Below are 16,082 nucleotides of genomic sequence, written 5' to 3' on the forward strand. Positions count from 1 at the left end.
TTTCAAGATGCGCGTCGCAAATGCGCAGCCCTTGTCTTGATTAACGGCCGGATGGCAAAAAGGTTGAATGTGGAGCGCATTGCCAATGTGGCATGCCTGTTATGCAAATTTGTATGGTTGTTTATGCAGGCAATTTGTGCGAAACCGATTGCATTGCAATCTACAGGGGGATTTGAACCGAGCGGCGGGTGAAATGCACAACCGCATCGCATGCGATGGTGCGAACTTTCAGGAAGAGGCAGGTACGATGTTGTCGGTCAGTTCCAGCAAGGCCTCGTACGGTGGCGCGACAAGGAATGCGCGTAATTGCTCGATGTGTTCGTCATTGGCGATGCTGATGAACAGGCGTTGCGGCCGTTCGCGCAGTATGCGATTCAATGTGACGCGCATGACCAGATTGCCGATGCAATGCATGCAGCCGGGTGCAATGCGGATGACGTTCAGGCGCGGAGAAGAAATGGAAGCGAGGATGTCGTTGCCGTCGGAAAGGCCTTCGAGAATGACGGCCGTGGATTGATCCGGATCGAGCAGTGCGGCGATGGCAGCTTCGCGTTGTGTGGCGCGTGTGCCGGTGACCAGCGATGTGACGGTCATGCGTCCCGTTATGCGCCCCGTTTGGCGATCTTGCCGGGCTCGACGCCCAATTGCTTCAGCTTGCGATACAGGTGCGTGCGTTCCAGTCCGGTCTTTTCGGCGACGCGCGTCATGCTGCCGCCTTCCTGGCCGAGATGATGTTCGAAGTAGGCACGCTCGAAAGCGTCACGCGCTTCACGCAGCGGCAGTTCGAACGACGCGGTGAAGAAGGGCGTTTCGGCCGGCATCAGGGCGGCAGGCGCTGCAGCCGAATACATCGGGCCGGCAGCCGGTTGCGCGGTCAGCGGTTTGTCGAGCGTGGCCGCGTGATGATGCGCATCCTGCGCGATCGGTGCGCGCACCGGCATTGCGGCAGGACGCGAAACTTCCTGTCCGCGCGTCAGTCCTTGTTGCACGGCTTTCAGCAGTTTCTGAAGGGAAATCGGCTTCTCGAGGAAATTGAGCGCACCGATACGCGTGGCTTCGACGGCGGTGTCGATCGTCGCGTGACCGGACATCATGATGACGGGCATCGTCAGCAAGCCATCGCGCTGCCATTCTTTCAGCAGTGTGACGCCATCGGTATCCGGCATCCAGATATCGAGCAGCACCAGGTCCGGCTTTTCGACGGCGCGCATTTCGCGTGCCTGACGGGCATTTTCTGCAGCCGTCACGACATGCCCTTCGTCTCCGAGAATTTCAGAAAGCAATTCACGGATTCCCATCTCGTCGTCGACAACTAGAATATTGGCCATGTGCTCACCTCTCTCAACTTGATTGCCACTTTTGTTCTTTTTCCGCCCTGTCGTCTCGCAGCAGCCTTGATCAAGGAGCTAACTTTAACAGCAAAATCGCTACCTTGGCACCGCTGACACTTGCGCGATTGCGGATGTCGATGCGTCCACCGTGCTCTTCGACGATCTTCTTGACCATCGGCAGGCCCAGTCCGGTGCCGCGCGGTTTCGACGTGATATAGGGTTCGAATGCGTTCGCCAGAATCTTGGGCGAGAAGCCGGGGCCGTTGTCGCTGATCGTCAATTGCACCGCGTTGCTGACGGCGCCGTCGGAGCTGCGATAGTGGATTTCCTCGGTAATGATATCAATCCGTGGCGGCTCGTCGGCGCCGGCCGCTTTCTCGGTGACGGCATCCTGCGCATTCTGCAGCAGGTTGTGAATGACCTGCCGCAATTGCGTCTGGTCGCCCATGATCTGCGGTAATCCTTCGGCCAGCGTGGCGTGGATGATGTCGCGGTCGTCGCCGGCAAGATAAAGATGCAGCACTTCCTCGATCAGTGCATTCAAGTCCAGCGGCGACAGTACGGCGGGCGGCGTCTTCGCGTAGTCGCGGAAATCGTCGACCATGCGTTTCATCGCGGCGACCTGGTTGACGATGGTGGCGGTGCTGCGTTCCAATACCTGCGCATCGGTCTCGCCGAGCTTGCCGCCCAGTTTCATCTGCAGCCGTTCGGCTGATAGCTGGATCGGTGTCAGCGGGTTCTTGATTTCATGGGCCAGACGGCGCGCGACTTCGCCCCAGGCGATCGAGCGCTGCGCCGAGATCACGTCGGAAATATCGTCGAACACGACGACGTAACCGCCATCGCGCACCGCTGGCAGGCGTGAGCCGCGCGCCAGCAGCGAGATATCGTTTTCGCCTTCGACATCGGCATCGCGCGGGATATCGATCTGGCGTTGCCAGTGCAGGTTTTCCGCATCGTGTCCGACGGCGACTGATTGTGCGCTTTGCGCGGAGAACGATTGCGTGATGATCTGCGCAAACATGCCGAGGCCGTCGATCTCTTCCAGCGGCTTGCCGGCGTGCTGCGCGAAATCGCGCTGCAGGATGCGTTCCACCGATTCGTTGCAGGTGACGAGCCGGAAATTGCGGTCCAATACCATGACGCCGGCCGACATGTTGGCCAGCACCGATTCCAGATAGGCTTTGGCCGCTTCCAGTTCGGAGCGGTTCTTCTCGACCGAGGCACGCGCGTCGGCCAGTTGGCGCGTCATCGTGTTGAACGACTTCGTCAGCGTGCCCAGTTCATCCGAGGTGGCGATGATGGGGCGCGGCGACAGGTTGCCTTCGGCCACCGCCTTCGTGCCTTCAGCCAGCAGCAGCAATGGCTTGGCAAGATCGCTGGCGATCAGGAAGGCGGCGGCAATGGCGCCGAAGATGGCCAGCAGCAGCGTCAGCGTCAGCGTGACGATATAAATTTTGCGCAGGCCGGTACGTGCCAGATAGCGTTCCTGATATTCGCTGTAAGCCACGCGCAGCGCTTCCGCATTCACTGCCAGTTGCGTGGACACCGGCTGCATCAGCTGCAGATAGCGCGGCTCGTTCTGCAGCGCCATGGCGCGGACGGAGGTCGGGATTTCGACGACGACGCGCAATCTCAGGCCGGCCGGATTCGGCGATGGCGAGGTGATGGTATTCGTCTCGGCGGCAGGGCTGCTGCTGTCCTGGAAATCGGCATTGCCTTCGATGGCTGCGTAGCCCCGCGTCTGGCGTGCCTGGCGCAGCATTTCGGCGCTCGGAAAATCGGGCAGCAGTGCATTGAGTTGCGTGCCGGCACTGGCGACCATCTGGCCGCTGCCGGTGACGATCAGCGCATCCTGCTGCAGGTTCTGGTCGCGCATGCGTGACAGCTGCGTGATTTGCGTGGCGTCCGACATGTCGGACAATTCCAGCGCCATGTTGGATGCCTTGACGCGCAATTCGCTGAGCGAGGAATCGAGCGCGGCGCGGCCGAGATTGAGGCCGGCTTCCAGTGCCGATTCGACGCGCACGTCGAACCACGATTCGATCGAGCGCGACACGAATTGCACTGATACCGTGTAAATGACTGCACCTGGCAGGATGCCGATTACGGCGAACAGCAGCACCAGCCGCGCCATCAGGCGCGAGCCGAACTTGCCGCGTCGGTAGCGCTTGTACAGTCGCACCAGCAGCAACACGACCAGACCGAGCAATGCGGCGGCAACCACGGCATTGAGGATCAGCAGCCATGGATAGTTGCGCTCGAAGGAATTGGAATTCTCGGAGGCCGAAGCCAGCAGGAACAGCAGGATGCTGACGACGGCGCCGCCGACGATGAGGAGATACCGGAGCAGACGCGTCACGGATCAGTCTGCCGTGTAATCGAAGCGTTCCCAGTCCGAGGACAATCGCCAGTCGCTGCTGTTGAGTGCGTGGATCTGGAAGGGTTTGGGAAGCTGCGCGACGTCCAGCTGCATGCGGACCGCGACTTCATAGGTGGTGCCGGGTTTGAGCGTGCCGTTGTCGGCAACTACCCAGCGGCTGGGGCGCCGTACCAGCGACAGAGCATCGTCCAGCGAATCGAAACTTTGGTGCAGGCGATTGCCGATGGCGGCGTAATACTGCCGCGTCAGCACGTTGTACGAAATGCGGACGGTCTGGGAATTGACGACTTCCTTCGCATCGAACCAGTACCAGCGCGGTTTGGTGATCTCGATCTCGGTGGTGAAGTAAAGCGGAATGCCGCGCGACAGCGCATCTTCCAGGCCGCGATTCAGATCGAAATTGTAAATGGCGGAAAGACGATAGCCTTCTTCGCTGCTTTCCAGGTGCGCTTCCTGGACGTCGATGCCGTCGGCATGCGCGGTCCCGTGTTGCAGCGAGAACGCAAGCAGGAAGATGGCACACAGCCAGTGGAATGGAAAGAAGGCTTTTCTTTTCACGCATGTCGCGGCAGAGCCGCCGGCAAAGTAGGTTGTTCGATCGACGGGATCAGGCGGTCCTCTGGAACAGCGCGTAGAACAGTCCGTCGTGATCCTGCTGTCCATCGCTCACCGGCAACAACTGGCCCGGTGCAGGCAGCCTCGTTGCGTTGTTGCGTTGCGCGAAGGCGGCCGCCTGTCGTTCCGATTCCTGCGGCCACAGCGAACAGGTCACAAACAGCAATTTACCATCCGGCTTCAACATCTGCCAAAGGTTGTCCAGGATTTTGGTTGAAATCGATGACAGTTGTGTTGCATCTTCCTTGCGGCGCAGCCAGCGGATGTCCGGATGCCGCCGCACGATGCCCGAAGCAGTGCAGGGCACGTCGGCCAGGATGCGATCGAACGGCTGGCCATCCCACCAGTCGCGCTGGCTGGCGTCGCCGGCCAGCAATGTCGCGCGCAATTGCAGGCGCTGCAGGTTTTCGGTGATGCGCTGCAGGCGGCGCGCGTCGCTGTCGAGCGCCCATAGATCCACGTCGGCGGCTTCCAGTATGTGGCCGCTCTTGCCGCCGGGGGCGGCGCAGGCGTCCAGTACACGCATGCCGTCACGCAAGTCGAGCAAGGGGGTGGCCAGTTGTGCGGCGGCGTCCTGTACCGAAGCCATGCCGTCGTCGAAACCGGGAATGCGATGCACGGGGATCGGCTGCGTCAGCCGGATCGCGTCGGCGCCGATGCCGATCCGTGTAGCGGCGATGCCGGCGTCGGCCAGCAGGGCCAGGTAATCGTCGACGGTGGTTTTGCGCCGGTTCACGCGCAGCGTCAGCGGTGGCGCTGCATTGCCTGCGCGCAGGATGGTTTGCCAGTCGTTCGGATAAGCCGACTGTGCATTCCTGATCCACCACGCCGGATAATTCCATTGCGCCACCGGATCGCGTGCGACCTGCTGTAACAGTGTGTCGCGTTCGCGCAGGAAGCGGCGCAGGACGGCATTGGCCATGCCTTTGGCGCGGGCCATGCTGTTGTCGGAGGCGGCAGCGGTCACGGCCTGATCGACGACGGTGAAAGCGTTGTAACGCGGGTTGTCGCTATCGTCGACATCGATCAGCAGCGCCAGTGCGCAGCACAGCAGCGCATGCAGGGTGGGCGGTTCGACGTGCCGTGGCGTCATCGCGGAGAGCAGCGCTTCAGCGCAGCCCAGATGGCGCAGGCAGCAATAGGCAATATCCTGGATCGCTCCGCGTGCCTGCGGCGCGGCATCGGTTTTAGCGAATACCTGGGCCAGCGCCTGTGGCAGGGCCGTGCCGCGGCCGACGGCGGCTACCGCTGTGGCAGCGCCATGCAGGCTGAAGGAAAGGGAATCCGGTTTGAGGGTGAGTCGTGTCACGTTATGCGGCGCAGCGGAAGTGCCGCGCGCAAATGGTTCGGGAACGTGATTGTAACGGGTGGAGAGGCGAGTCAGTCGGCAAACCGCATCCGCGCGGAGCGGATGCAGCAGTGTCGTCAGGAACGGGAGAGATCAGCGAAACGATGCGCGTGGGTCAGACGCCCCACAACACATCCTCGTTTTCCGCATGTGCCGCACGCAGCATTTCCAGCAACGGATAGGCACGGGAAGAGAAGCTGACGACTTCCGGATGCTCATGTTCGTTATCGTCGCCGTCTTCGCCGTGATGCGCCAGCACGTCGCGCTGGATCGTGTCGGAAGGAATGTGCGCCTTGCTTATCGTGATCTCGCCTTCCAGCAGCTTGATCGCGTTGCCGGTTTCCGCAGCGGTGATGACGCCCAGTTTGTGATCCTTGTGCAGCAGATCGAGAATCCGGCTTGCATGTTCCTCGTACATCAGTACGTCGGCGGCAGCTTTGGATTTGAACTTGATTAACATGAGCAGCCTCCTTCTTCTAGTAAATGCGAACTAACGATAGCACGATTTCGGCGCGTGTTCTAGCAAGGTAAAACGTCTTTCCTGCGTATATCCGGCGCATCTATCATCGCCATGATGTATGTCGAAATGCCAAGGTATCAGTTGAACCGGAACGACGAAAAATAAGTGTCGACCGCATCGCGTTGCACGGCGTCTTCCCTGCCGGTGACGACGAGCTGATAAACGTGCCTGTCCTTGGCGAAGAAACGGGCGAACAGCACGCGAGGTTGACCGTTCGTCGCAGCATCGGCTGCACCGGATGCCAGGATCTCCGTGTAGGCCAGCATGCCCGTGCCAGCATTTTGTGATTGCGGCATCGTCGCCGTTTTTTCGTGCCGGACCGTGCCGCGGATGTTGTTGACCATTGCCGTCTTCATTGCCACCAGCGAAGTTTGCGCTTGCGTCGCTTCGGGTAGTTCGGCGCTACCGATGGCAAAGGTGATGCCGTCGACTTCCGTTGCCGTCATCGTCATTGCCGTCGCTATGCCATTCAGATCGATGGGTCGGGTGAACACGGCCGGCTTGGCCGGCATGGCGATGATATAGGCGGCATTGTCGCTGCGGATTTCGCGCCAGTCGAACTTCGGCGAGCAGGCGGCTGTCAATGCCAGCACCGCAATCAGGGGAAGGCGAAGAAGAAAAGGTTTCATGTGATGGGGAACGGTAGCCGTCATCGGAATGGCTCATGTTACATCGCCTGCATCGTGCGCTGCCGTTTCTTCCATGCCGCCAGACGCGTAGAATCATCCGGTAATTGCCATATAACTGCTCTGACATTGCCACGAATGTCGAACGAGGAATGACGGAACGCTGATGGGAAAACTGCTTGCGATCGACGGCATGAATATCGTGCGCCGCGTCTATGAAGCCAACGATGAAACGGAGCCGGCAGCCAAGGCCGAGCTTGCGTTGCGGCATGCATTGTCTTCGTTTCGCAAACTGCTGGCGACGCATGCGCCGACGCATGTGCTGCCCGTCTTCGATGCCGGTGGGCGAACGTGGCGCCACGATGTATATGCCGGCTATCGCGAACATCGCGAAGCGGTTCCGGCTGATTTGCAGGCAGGTATGCCCGGCTTTTGCGCGCAACTCGGCGAATGGGGCTTGACGTCCGTTTCGGTGCAGGGTGTGGAGGCAGATGATGTCATTGCCACAGCCGTGCTGCGCTGGCTGCAGGAGGCGCGCGGCGAGGCGATCGTTGCTTCCACTGATAAAGATCTGCACGGGCTGATCGCCGATGGTGCGTTGCTGTGGGACCACTTTCGCGGCGAGTGGCACGATGCGAAATGGGTGGAGACAAAATTCGGCGTATCGCCTGCGCTGTTGCCGGATCTTCTGGCATTGACCGGCGATGCGGCGGACGGCATTCCCGGCGTGCAGAAGGTCGGCGTGAAGACGGCGGCGAAATTGCTGCAGAACTACGGCGACATCGATCGCATCATGTCCGGGGCTGGCATCCTGAAAGATGCGCTTGGAGAACGGTTACGGCAGGGCAGCGAGAATCTCGCGATCTCACGCCGTCTGGTGGCGCTGAAAACCGATGTGCGCATCGGCGTCAGCTGGAACATGCTGGCATTCGATATCGACAATCTGCGTTGACGTGCGGCATGCCGTATCGAGGCCATGCGGAACCTCGACCATCGTAGAAGGTCCATTCCGCATCACCGCATCACCGCATCACCGCATCACCGCATCACCGCATCACCGCATCACCGCATCACCGCATCACCGCATCACCGCATCGATCCACTTCGCGAAAGGAAAACATCATGCGACGCATTCTTTTGACGGGTGTACTGGCTATGGCAGTCGGCGGCGTCTGGGCTTCCTCGCCGGAAGCCTGGCAGGCCTTGTACAACCAGACGGCGCAAGCCTGTCTGAAAAAAAGCGTGTTGAAGGATGCACGCATCGTCGATGGGCCGGTGGTGTTCAACAACGCGATCGTCTATCGGATCAAGGGCATCCAGCCGCAGGGCAACGGCCAGGTCAGCAGTGCCTACTGTCTGCATCCATATCCGGACGGCTCGCCGGAAGTAGCGGAAAGTACTCGCAAGCGCTAGATCATTGCTCGCGCATCGCGCGGCGATATTGAATGGCTTCGGCCACGTGAGTCTGCGCAATCGACGGTGCGTCGGCCAGATCGGCGATGGTGCGCGCAACCTTCAGTACGCGGTGGTAGGCGCGGGCCGACCAGTTCAAGCGCGTCATCGCCGTGCGCAACAGCTGTTCGCCGCTGGCATCCGGGCGGCAATGCGTGTCGATCTCGCTGACGGTCAGCAGATTGTTATGTTTGCCCTGACGAGCATGTTGCCGCGAAGAGGCGTGTAATACGCGTTGTGCAACCGCATGTGACGATTCCCCCTCGGCCTGTCCGGCCAAATCGCCATGCGCTAGTGCGCCGACCTGGATCTGCATGTCGATGCGATCCAGTAGCGGCCCGGAAATCCTTCCTTGGTAACGCGCGATGCTGTCCGGCGTGCAGCGGCATTTGTTGGATGCGTGGCCCAGGAAACCGCATGGGCACGGATTCATTGCGGCAATCAACTGGAAGTGCGCGGGGAAGTCCGCCTGTCGTGCCGCGCGCGAAATCGTGATGCGGCCGGATTCCAGCGGTTCACGCAGAACCTCCAGCACGGCACGGTTGAATTCAGGCAATTCATCGAGGAACAGTACGCCGCGATGGGCCAGCGAAATTTCGCCGGGCCGCGGCGCGCTGCCGCCGCCGACCAGCGCTACACCGGATGCTGTGTGGTGAGGTGCCCTATAGGGTCGTATTTTCCAGCGCGCCGTCGTAAAGCCGCTGGTCAGCGATTGCACGGCGGCCGATTCCAGCGCTTCGTCGTCGGTCATCGGCGGCAGGATGCCGGCGAAACGTGCCGCCAGCATCGATTTTCCGGTTCCCGGTGGGCCGATCATCAACAGACTGTGCGAACCGGCGGCGGCCACTTCCAGTGCGCGCTTGGCTTGCGCCTGACCTTTTACATCTGCCAGATCGGGATAGGCGGGTGGCGTCGCCGCCGGCGTGGCTTGATGACGTGCCAATTTTGTCGTGCTGTCGCTTGCGGCGAAGTGGGTACAAACTTGTAACAATGAGTCGGCGGGCAGGATGGCCACATCGTTGACCAGTGCGGCTTCATCCGCATTGGCGCGCGGCAGGATGAACGCGCGATGTTTGCCGCTGTGGCCGCCGTCGCGATGCATGGCGAAGGTCATCGCCAGCGCGCCGCGAATCGGCCGCAGTTCGCCGGACAGCGACAGCTCGCCGGCGAATTCATATTGGTCCAGCGAGTCGGCCGGCATTTGCCCGGAAGCTGCCAGAATACCGAGCGCAATCGGCAGGTCGAAGCGGCCGGACTCCTTGGGCAGATCGGCGGGCGCCAGGTTGACGGTGATCCTTCTTGCAGGAAATTCGAAGCCGGCGTTCTGCAGCGCCGCGCGCACGCGATCCTTGGATTCCTTGACCTCGGTTTCCGGCAGGCCGACGATGGTGAAGCTGGGCAGGCCGTTGGCCAGATGCACTTCGACAAGAACTTCAGGCGCTTGCATGCCGGCCAGGGCACGGCTGGTCAGAACGGCGAGGCTCATTGCTCTCCCTTGTTTTGCGGATATCTCTTTTACTTGTTATAGGCATCGGCAGCGGGTGCCGGATGTTTTGCAGCTACTGTGGCATTGCGGCCGGGGCGCGTCTTTCGCTACGGTTCGTTCGGTTTATTGCGAAGACCGCGATCGGTTCGTTGGTCGGTGCGCGTTCAGGTGTGGCCGCGAATGCCGTTCACGGCGTCGGGACGTCTGATGTGCGCCGTTCGGTTTCCAGCGAGACCGATGGCGGACGGCGCCGATCGGTAACGTCCGTCAACCTTTCAGCCGCGCTTCCAGTTCGGCGACCTGGGCTTCCAGCATTTCCAGTTTGGCGCGCGTGTTTGCCAGTACCTGCGCCTGTACGTCGAATTCTTCGCGCGTCACCAGATCCAGTTTGGCGAATCCCTGGCTCATCATGGCTTTCAGGTTTTTTTCGATGTCCTTTGCCGGTGAGTTTTCCAGCACTTGGTTGATCTTGTTCTGCATATCGTTGATAAAAGTGGATTTTTCCATCTGGGGCACCTATAAAAGTGAAAATTTGGCACCATTCAGGTGCAATTTGGCGTGCATCGCCCGTGAACGGTGCAGGCCCATTAAGGTGCATGGGAAAGGTTATTTCCAAACTGCTTTTTGCACCGTGCTTCATGGTGAAAATGATAATACATCTGGAGAATCAAGCTGGCATGAGTCCTGCTAAATGTAGTCTGAGGACATTCCAAAGTCTGGTTTCTACATTTACTTTAAAGGGAATATCATGAAAAAACTGATTCTTGCAGTTGCCGTGTCGGCCGCCTTCGCTGCCAATGTTGCCCAAGCGCAGGAAGCTGCAGCACCTGCTCCAGACAATCAGTTCGCCTTCAATGCCGCTTTCTCTTCGGACTATCGTTTCCGCGGCATTTCGCAGACGCACGGCGATCCTGCCATTTCCGGCGGCGTTGATTACACGCACAACCCGACAGGCTTGTACGCGGGCGTCTGGGCGTCGTCCATCAAGTGGATCGACGATGCAGGCGGCGATAGCGACATCGAATACGATCTGTACGGCGGTATCCGCGGCGAGATCGTCAAGGATGTTTCCTATGACGTCGGCGTGCTGCGGTATTTCTATCCAGGCAGCGGCCTGGGCACCAATCCCGATACGACCGAAATCTACGGCTCGATCGGCTACGGTCCGGTTTCCCTCAAGTATTCGCACGCCGTGACCAACGCCTTTGGTTTTGACGATAGCGAAAACAGCAACTATATCGAAGCCAACGCCACTTTTGAAATTGTGGATGGCTATATGCTCGGCCTCCATGCAGGTCACCAGAAGATCAAGGGCGATCAAGCGGTTGATGCAAGCTACACCGACTGGAAAGTCGGCGTGACCAAGGATTTCCCGCTTGTGACGGTGACGCTGGCCGTGGTTGGCACGGATGCGGAGCGTGACGCGTATTCTTACGTGAAAGACAATGGCAGCACGCACTTCAACGGCAAGACCGGCGCCGTCCTGACCCTCAGCAAATCCTTCTAATCAAAGAGGCGAGCATGAAACTGATCACTGCAATCATCAAGCCGTTCAAACTGGATGAGGTGCGTGAAGCCTTGTCCGAGATCGGTGTGCAAGGCATCACCGTGACTGAAGTCAAGGGCTTCGGTCGTCAAAAGGGTCACACCGAGCTTTATCGTGGCGCAGAATATGTCGTCGATTTTCTGCCGAAGACCAAGATCGAGGCCGCGGTCGACGATGCCATCGTCGATCGTGCGATCGAGGCGATCGAGACATCGGCGCGCACCGGCAAGATCGGCGACGGCAAGATTTTCGTCTATGACCTGCAACAAGTCGTTCGCATTCGTACCGGTGAAACCGGCAGCGATGCTCTATAAGGGGAAAATAATGAGTATCAAGAAAATGTTCGCAAGCGCCTTGGCGGCAGGCGCCTTGTTGATGGCAGCCGGTGCCGGCATGCCGGCGATGGCGGAAGAGGCTGCGGCGCCGGCTGTGGTTGCCGAAGCGCCTGCAGCAGCGGCACCTGCGGCGGAAGCGCCTGCTGCACCGGAAGCGCCTGCTGCGGCGCCGACGTTGAATTCCGGCGATACTGCCTGGATGCTGACGTCGACGATGCTCGTCATCCTGATGACGATCCCTGGCCTGGCATTGTTCTATGGTGGTCTCGGTCGTTCCAAGAACATGCTGTCCGTACTGATGCAAGTGCTCATGCTGTTCTCGTTGATCACCGTGTTGTGGGCGATCTACGGCTACAGCCTGGTATTTGCAGGCGGCGGCTCCTTCTTCGGCACGTTCGACAAACTGTTCCTGAACGGCATCAAGCCGGATACGCTGTCCGGCACGATTCCGGAATACGTGTTCGCATCGTTCCAGGCGACGTTTGCCGCGATTACCTGCGCACTGATCGTCGGTGCTTTCGCCGAGCGCATGAAGTTTGCTGCCGTGATGACTTTTGCCGTGTTGTGGTTCACCTTCAGCTACATCCCGATGGCACACATGGTGTGGGCGGCCGGCGGCCTGCTGTTTGAAGAGGGCGCACTGGATTTCGCAGGCGGCACCGTGGTTCACATCAACGCCGGTATCGCCGGTCTGGTGGGTGCCTACATGGTTGGCAAGCGTATCGGTTTCGGCAAGGAAGCCATGCCGCCGCATTCGCTGACGATGACGATGATCGGCGCTTCGCTGCTGTGGGTGGGCTGGTTCGGTTTCAACGCCGGTTCTGCACTGAGTGCTGGCGGTGTTGCCGGCCTGGCATTCATCAACACGATTCTGGCAACGGGTGCTGCTGCCGTGTCATGGGTGGCTTGCGAATCGCTGTTCAAAGGCAAGGCATCGATGCTGGGTGCAGCTTCCGGCGCGGTTGCCGGCCTGGTTGCGGTGACGCCGGCTGCCGGTTTCGTCGGCCCGATGGGATCGATCGTGCTGGGCCTGCTGGCTGGCGTGGTCTGCCTGTGGGGTGTGAGCGGCCTGAAGCGCATGCTGGGCGTGGATGATGCGTTCGACGTGTTCGGCGTCCATGGCGTCGGCGGTATCCTGGGTGCGATCCTGACTGGCGTGTTTGCTGCGCCTGCGCTGGGCGGCACCGGTGCTGCCGACTATGCGATGGGCCATCAACTGATGGTGCAGATCAAGGGTGTGGTCATCACGCTGGTCTGGTCCGGCGTGGTAGCCTTCATCGCCTACAAACTGGTCGACATGACAATCGGTCTGCGCGTATCGGACGAAGCGGAACGCGAAGGTCTGGACATCACCAGCCACGGCGAATCGGCTTACCACTCGTAATTATTCCTTCCCGCGCAAGCGGGATTTGCAAAAGCGCCTTCCGGATTCCGGCAGGCGCTTTTTTCATATGGACCTTTAAAATTTGCATAACGACCCTAATCTGCATAGACCGGATCAATCGAATCCGGAGGCGCGATCGGAATTTCCGTTTAGAATCAAGCGCCTGCAAAGATAGTCAACGCCAAAGGTTTATATGGTTCCGCACCTCGTCACCGCCCTGAACGGCCCGCTGCTCGATCTGGAAAAGAAGATTCTCACCGCCACGCCGGCCATCGAGCGCTGGTTCCGCCTCGAATGGCAGGAACACACGCCGCCTTTTTACTGTTCGGTGGATTTGCGCAATGCGGGTTTCAAGCTGGCGCCGGTCGATACCAACCTGTTCCCGGGCGGTTTCAACAATCTGTCGCCGGAAATGCTGCCGCTGGCCGTGCAGTCGGCGATGGCCGCCATCGAGAAATATTGCCCGGATGCCAAGAATTTGCTGATGATTCCGGAAGGCCATACGCGCAACACCTTCTATCTGCAGAACGTCGCGCGGCTGATGCAGATCTTCCGCCAGACGGGATTGAATGTGCGCCTCGGTTCGCTGTCGCCGGACGTCAAGAAACCGACGCCGATCGAATTGCCCGACGGCAGTACGCTGACGCTGGAACCGCTGGAACGCTCCGCCAACGGCCGCCGCGTCGGCCTGAAGAATTTCGATCCGTGCACGATCCTGCTGAACAACGACCTGTCGTCCGGCCTGCCATCCATCCTGGAAAACATTCACGAACAGAACCTGCTGCCGCCGCTGCATGCCGGCTGGGCTGTGCGCCGCAAGACCAATCACTTCGCCGCCTACGATGAAGTGGTCAAGAAATTTGCCAAGCTGATCGACGTCGATCCGTGGATGCTCAATCCCTTCTTCATGAAATGTGACGGCATCGACTTCAACGACCATACCGGCGAGGAATGCCTGGCTGCCAACGTCGACACGCTGCTGGCGAAGATGCGCAAGAAGTACAAGGAATACGGCATCAAGGAAAAACCGTTCGTCGTCGTCAAGGCCAATGCCGGCACCTACGGCATGGGCATCATGACCGTGCACGATGCGGCCGAGGTCAAGGACCTGAATCGCAAGCAGCGTAACAAGATGGCCGTGCTGAAGGACGGGCTGGAAGTGACCGACGTCATCATCCAGGAAGGCGTGCCGACCTTCGAGCACATCAACGAATCGGTGGCCGAACCGGTGGTCTACATGATCGACCGCTACGTCGTCGGCGGTTTCTACCGCGTGCACGCCGATCGCGGCAATCACGAGAACCTGAATGCGCCGGGTGCGCATTTCGTGCCGCTGGCGTTCGCGCACCAGCATGCGCTGCCGGATTACCAGGCCAAGCCGGGCACGGCTGCGCCGAACCGCTTCTACATCTACGGCGTGGTGGCGCGGCTGGCGCTGCTGGCCGCTTCGCTGGAAATGGAAAAGACCGATCCGAATCCGGAAGTGTATTGAGCCTAGCGATTCGGCATGCGGCAACGGGCCGCCGTATCGAACAATCCGCTTGATGGCACAATGGCATATTCCACGCCGGCGGTTTGAAACCGTCGCGAGATTTTCCGGGATGCATTGAATGAAACTGGCTTTCATCGCCGATCCGCTGGACGGCTTCAAGATTTACAAGGACACCACCTACGCGATGATGGCGGAGGCGGCGCGCCGCGGTCATGCGATCCATGTCCTGCAGCACAAGGACATGGCGTTCGAGGGCGGCCGCGTGGTGGCGAATGCGGCACGCGTGACGCTGACCGGCGATCCGGACGACTGGTATCGCATGGATGCGCCGCTGGAGCGCGAACTGACGTGGTTCGACGCGGTGCTGGAACGCACCGATCCGCCGTTCAACATGGAATACATCTACGCGACCTATCTGCTGGAATTGGCGGAAAAGCAGGGCGCGCGCATTTTCAACAAGCCGGAAGCGATCCGCGATTTCAACGAAAAGCTGGCGATCGCGCAATTCCCGCAATTCATCGCGCCGACGCTGGTGACCGCCGATGCGGCGCGCATTCGCGCTTTCCACCACCAGCATCGCGACATCATCCTGAAGCCGCTGGACGGCATGGGCGGCATCGGCATCTTCCGCGTGAAGGACGATGCGATGAACCTTGGTTCCATCATCGAGACGCTCACGCACAACGGCCGCCAGACCATCATGGTGCAGCGCTATATTCCGGAGATCACGCAGGGCGACAAGCGCATCCTGCTGATCGGCGGCGAAGTCGTGCCGTATTGCCTGGCGCGCATTCCGCAGGGCACCGAGATCCGCGGCAATCTGGCTGTCGGCGGCATCGGCGTGGCGCGCGAGATTTCGGCGCGCGACCGCGAGATCGGTTCCGCGCTGGCGCCGGTTCTGCTGCAGCGCGGCCTGTTGCTGGTAGGATTGGACGCCATCGGCGACTGGATGACCGAATTGAACGTCACCAGCCCGACCTGCTTCCAGGAAATCCGGCAGCAGACGGGGTTCGACGTCGCTGCGATGTTCGTCGATGCGCTGGAAAAACACGCCGCAACGTGGAATGCCTGACGGCATGTGCACGAAAACGGCATTGAAGCGTTAAGTTGAAGCGTTGAAGGGTAGGTAAACCGATGGTCGGGATTCTGTTGTTGACGCATGCACCGCTCGGACAGGCATTCATTTCTGCGGCGACGCATGTGTTCCGTACCGCCCCGGAACGGCTGACGGCGCTCGACGTCGTCGCCGATCAGGATCCGCGCGAAGTGGAGCGGCTCGCAAAGGAGGCGATCGCGAAGCTGGATGACGGTTCCGGTGTGCTGGTGATCACCGACGTGATGGGCGGCACGCCGTCCAACTGCACGCTGGGTTTGTGCAATGCCGAGAACGTGGCAATCATCGCCGGCATCAGCCTGCCGATGCTGCTGCGAGCAATCACTTACCGCAACGATACGCTCGACGTCGTGGTGGAAATGGCGCTGGCCGGCGGCCAGGGAGGAGCGGTCCGGGTGGACAACCGCGTCCGGCTGGCGCCGAACTGAATTCGCAACATAAAGCTAGAAG

General features: G+C 60.0%; 17 protein-coding genes. 8 read left to right on the top strand and 9 right to left on the bottom strand.

What is annotated here, in order from left to right:
• Window positions 1-228: 228 nt before the first annotated feature.
• From IEV40_RS12570 to IEV40_RS12600, 7 genes are all read right to left on the bottom strand, one after another.
• Window positions 229-594, bottom strand: coding sequence for a GTPase (locus tag IEV40_RS12570; protein ID WP_188422190.1), 366 nt, complete (start codon window positions 592-594; stop codon window positions 229-231).
• A gap of 8 nt (window positions 595-602) precedes the next feature.
• Window positions 603-1,328, bottom strand: coding sequence for a response regulator (locus tag IEV40_RS12575; protein ID WP_188422192.1), 726 nt, complete (start codon window positions 1,326-1,328; stop codon window positions 603-605).
• Between the two features lie 70 nt (window positions 1,329-1,398).
• Window positions 1,399-3,693, bottom strand: coding sequence for a sensor histidine kinase (locus IEV40_RS12580; RefSeq protein ID WP_188422193.1), 2,295 nt, complete (start codon window positions 3,691-3,693; stop codon window positions 1,399-1,401).
• A 3-nt stretch (window positions 3,694-3,696) separates the two neighbouring features.
• A complete protein-coding gene (locus tag IEV40_RS12585) occupies window positions 3,697-4,272 on the bottom strand; it encodes a DUF4390 domain-containing protein (protein ID WP_371870058.1) in 576 nt (191 codons plus the stop codon).
• 49 nt (window positions 4,273-4,321) lie between these two features.
• The gene (rsmB, locus tag IEV40_RS12590) at window positions 4,322-5,638 is read right to left on the bottom strand and encodes a 16S rRNA (cytosine(967)-C(5))-methyltransferase RsmB (protein WP_188422197.1); all 1,317 of its coding nucleotides are present in this window, start codon (window positions 5,636-5,638) and stop codon (window positions 4,322-4,324) included.
• Window positions 5,639-5,792: 154 nt separating this feature from the next.
• Window positions 5,793-6,137: a DUF1840 domain-containing protein gene (locus IEV40_RS12595; protein WP_188422203.1), complete on the bottom strand. Its 345-nt coding sequence runs from the start codon at window positions 6,135-6,137 to the stop codon at window positions 5,793-5,795.
• Window positions 6,138-6,274: 137 nt separating this feature from the next.
• Window positions 6,275-6,826 carry a hypothetical protein gene (locus IEV40_RS12600; protein WP_188422205.1) on the bottom strand — a complete coding sequence of 184 codons (552 nt, stop codon included), beginning with the start codon at window positions 6,824-6,826 and terminating at the stop codon, window positions 6,275-6,277.
• Window positions 6,827-6,989: 163 nt separating this feature from the next.
• Here IEV40_RS12600 and IEV40_RS12605 point away from each other — a divergent pair, with 163 nt between their 5' ends.
• Window positions 6,990-7,775, top strand: coding sequence for a 5'-3' exonuclease (locus IEV40_RS12605; RefSeq protein WP_188422207.1), 786 nt, complete (start codon window positions 6,990-6,992; stop codon window positions 7,773-7,775).
• A gap of 170 nt (window positions 7,776-7,945) precedes the next feature.
• Window positions 7,946-8,236 carry a hypothetical protein gene (locus IEV40_RS12610; RefSeq protein WP_188422209.1) on the top strand — a complete coding sequence of 97 codons (291 nt, stop codon included), beginning with the start codon at window positions 7,946-7,948 and terminating at the stop codon, window positions 8,234-8,236.
• A gap of 1 nt (window position 8,237) precedes the next feature.
• Here the strand turns inward: IEV40_RS12610 and IEV40_RS12615 are convergent, their stop codons facing one another.
• Complete coding sequence (locus IEV40_RS12615; protein ID WP_188422211.1) at window positions 8,238-9,761, bottom strand: YifB family Mg chelatase-like AAA ATPase; 1,524 nt, start codon at window positions 9,759-9,761, stop codon at window positions 8,238-8,240.
• A 267-nt stretch (window positions 9,762-10,028) separates the two neighbouring features.
• On the bottom strand, window positions 10,029-10,268 hold the full coding sequence (locus tag IEV40_RS12620) for an accessory factor UbiK family protein (protein WP_188422213.1): 240 nt from the start codon (window positions 10,266-10,268) through the stop codon (window positions 10,029-10,031).
• A 241-nt stretch (window positions 10,269-10,509) separates the two neighbouring features.
• Between IEV40_RS12620 and IEV40_RS12625 the strand changes: the two genes are divergently transcribed.
• The 6 genes from IEV40_RS12625 (at window position 10,510) to IEV40_RS12650 (ending at window position 16,060) form a co-directional block, all read left to right on the top strand.
• On the top strand, window positions 10,510-11,268 hold the full coding sequence (locus tag IEV40_RS12625; protein WP_188422215.1) for a TorF family putative porin: 759 nt from the start codon (window positions 10,510-10,512) through the stop codon (window positions 11,266-11,268).
• A gap of 14 nt (window positions 11,269-11,282) precedes the next feature.
• Entirely contained in the window at window positions 11,283-11,621 is a 339-nt protein-coding gene (locus IEV40_RS12630) for a P-II family nitrogen regulator (protein ID WP_188422217.1), read from the top strand.
• A 10-nt stretch (window positions 11,622-11,631) separates the two neighbouring features.
• Entirely contained in the window at window positions 11,632-13,026 is a 1,395-nt protein-coding gene (locus tag IEV40_RS12635) for an ammonium transporter (RefSeq protein ID WP_188422219.1), read from the top strand.
• Between the two features lie 193 nt (window positions 13,027-13,219).
• Window positions 13,220-14,518 (top strand): glutamate--cysteine ligase, encoded by a 1,299-nt coding sequence (gshA, locus tag IEV40_RS12640; protein ID WP_188422221.1) that lies wholly within the window; start codon window positions 13,220-13,222, stop codon window positions 14,516-14,518.
• Window positions 14,519-14,636: 118 nt separating this feature from the next.
• Complete coding sequence (gshB, locus tag IEV40_RS12645) at window positions 14,637-15,590, top strand: glutathione synthase (protein WP_188422223.1); 954 nt, start codon at window positions 14,637-14,639, stop codon at window positions 15,588-15,590.
• A gap of 62 nt (window positions 15,591-15,652) precedes the next feature.
• Window positions 15,653-16,060: a PTS sugar transporter subunit IIA gene (locus IEV40_RS12650; RefSeq protein ID WP_188422225.1), complete on the top strand. Its 408-nt coding sequence runs from the start codon at window positions 15,653-15,655 to the stop codon at window positions 16,058-16,060.
• Window positions 16,061-16,082: the final 22 nt, after the last annotated feature.

The sequence above is a fragment of the Oxalicibacterium solurbis genome (genome assembly GCF_014635845.1).
Classification (GTDB): Bacteria; Pseudomonadota; Gammaproteobacteria; order Burkholderiales; family Burkholderiaceae_D; genus Oxalicibacterium; species Oxalicibacterium solurbis.

Bases quoted from the DNA above. Each gene is read 5' to 3' on its own strand.
- gshA (WP_188422221.1), top strand. From the start codon at position 13,220: ATGGTTCCGCACCTCGTCACCGCCCTGAACGGCCCGCTGCTCGATCTG.
- IEV40_RS12635 (WP_188422219.1), top strand. From the start codon at position 11,632: ATGAGTATCAAGAAAATGTTCGCAAGCGCCTTGGCGGCAGGCGCCTTG.
- gshB (WP_188422223.1), top strand. From the start codon at position 14,637: ATGAAACTGGCTTTCATCGCCGATCCGCTGGACGGCTTCAAGATTTAC.
- IEV40_RS12615 (WP_188422211.1), bottom strand. From the start codon at position 9,761: ATGAGCCTCGCCGTTCTGACCAGCCGTGCCCTGGCCGGCATGCAAGCG.
- IEV40_RS12600 (WP_188422205.1), bottom strand. From the start codon at position 6,826: ATGAAACCTTTTCTTCTTCGCCTTCCCCTGATTGCGGTGCTGGCATTG.
- IEV40_RS12650 (WP_188422225.1), top strand. From the start codon at position 15,653: ATGGTCGGGATTCTGTTGTTGACGCATGCACCGCTCGGACAGGCATTC.
- IEV40_RS12605 (WP_188422207.1), top strand. From the start codon at position 6,990: ATGGGAAAACTGCTTGCGATCGACGGCATGAATATCGTGCGCCGCGTC.
- IEV40_RS12570 (WP_188422190.1), bottom strand. From the start codon at position 594: ATGACCGTCACATCGCTGGTCACCGGCACACGCGCCACACAACGCGAA.
- IEV40_RS12595 (WP_188422203.1), bottom strand. From the start codon at position 6,137: ATGTTAATCAAGTTCAAATCCAAAGCTGCCGCCGACGTACTGATGTAC.
- IEV40_RS12575 (WP_188422192.1), bottom strand. From the start codon at position 1,328: ATGGCCAATATTCTAGTTGTCGACGACGAGATGGGAATCCGTGAATTG.
- IEV40_RS12620 (WP_188422213.1), bottom strand. From the start codon at position 10,268: ATGGAAAAATCCACTTTTATCAACGATATGCAGAACAAGATCAACCAA.
- IEV40_RS12625 (WP_188422215.1), top strand. From the start codon at position 10,510: ATGAAAAAACTGATTCTTGCAGTTGCCGTGTCGGCCGCCTTCGCTGCC.
- IEV40_RS12630 (WP_188422217.1), top strand. From the start codon at position 11,283: ATGAAACTGATCACTGCAATCATCAAGCCGTTCAAACTGGATGAGGTG.
- IEV40_RS12610 (WP_188422209.1), top strand. From the start codon at position 7,946: ATGCGACGCATTCTTTTGACGGGTGTACTGGCTATGGCAGTCGGCGGC.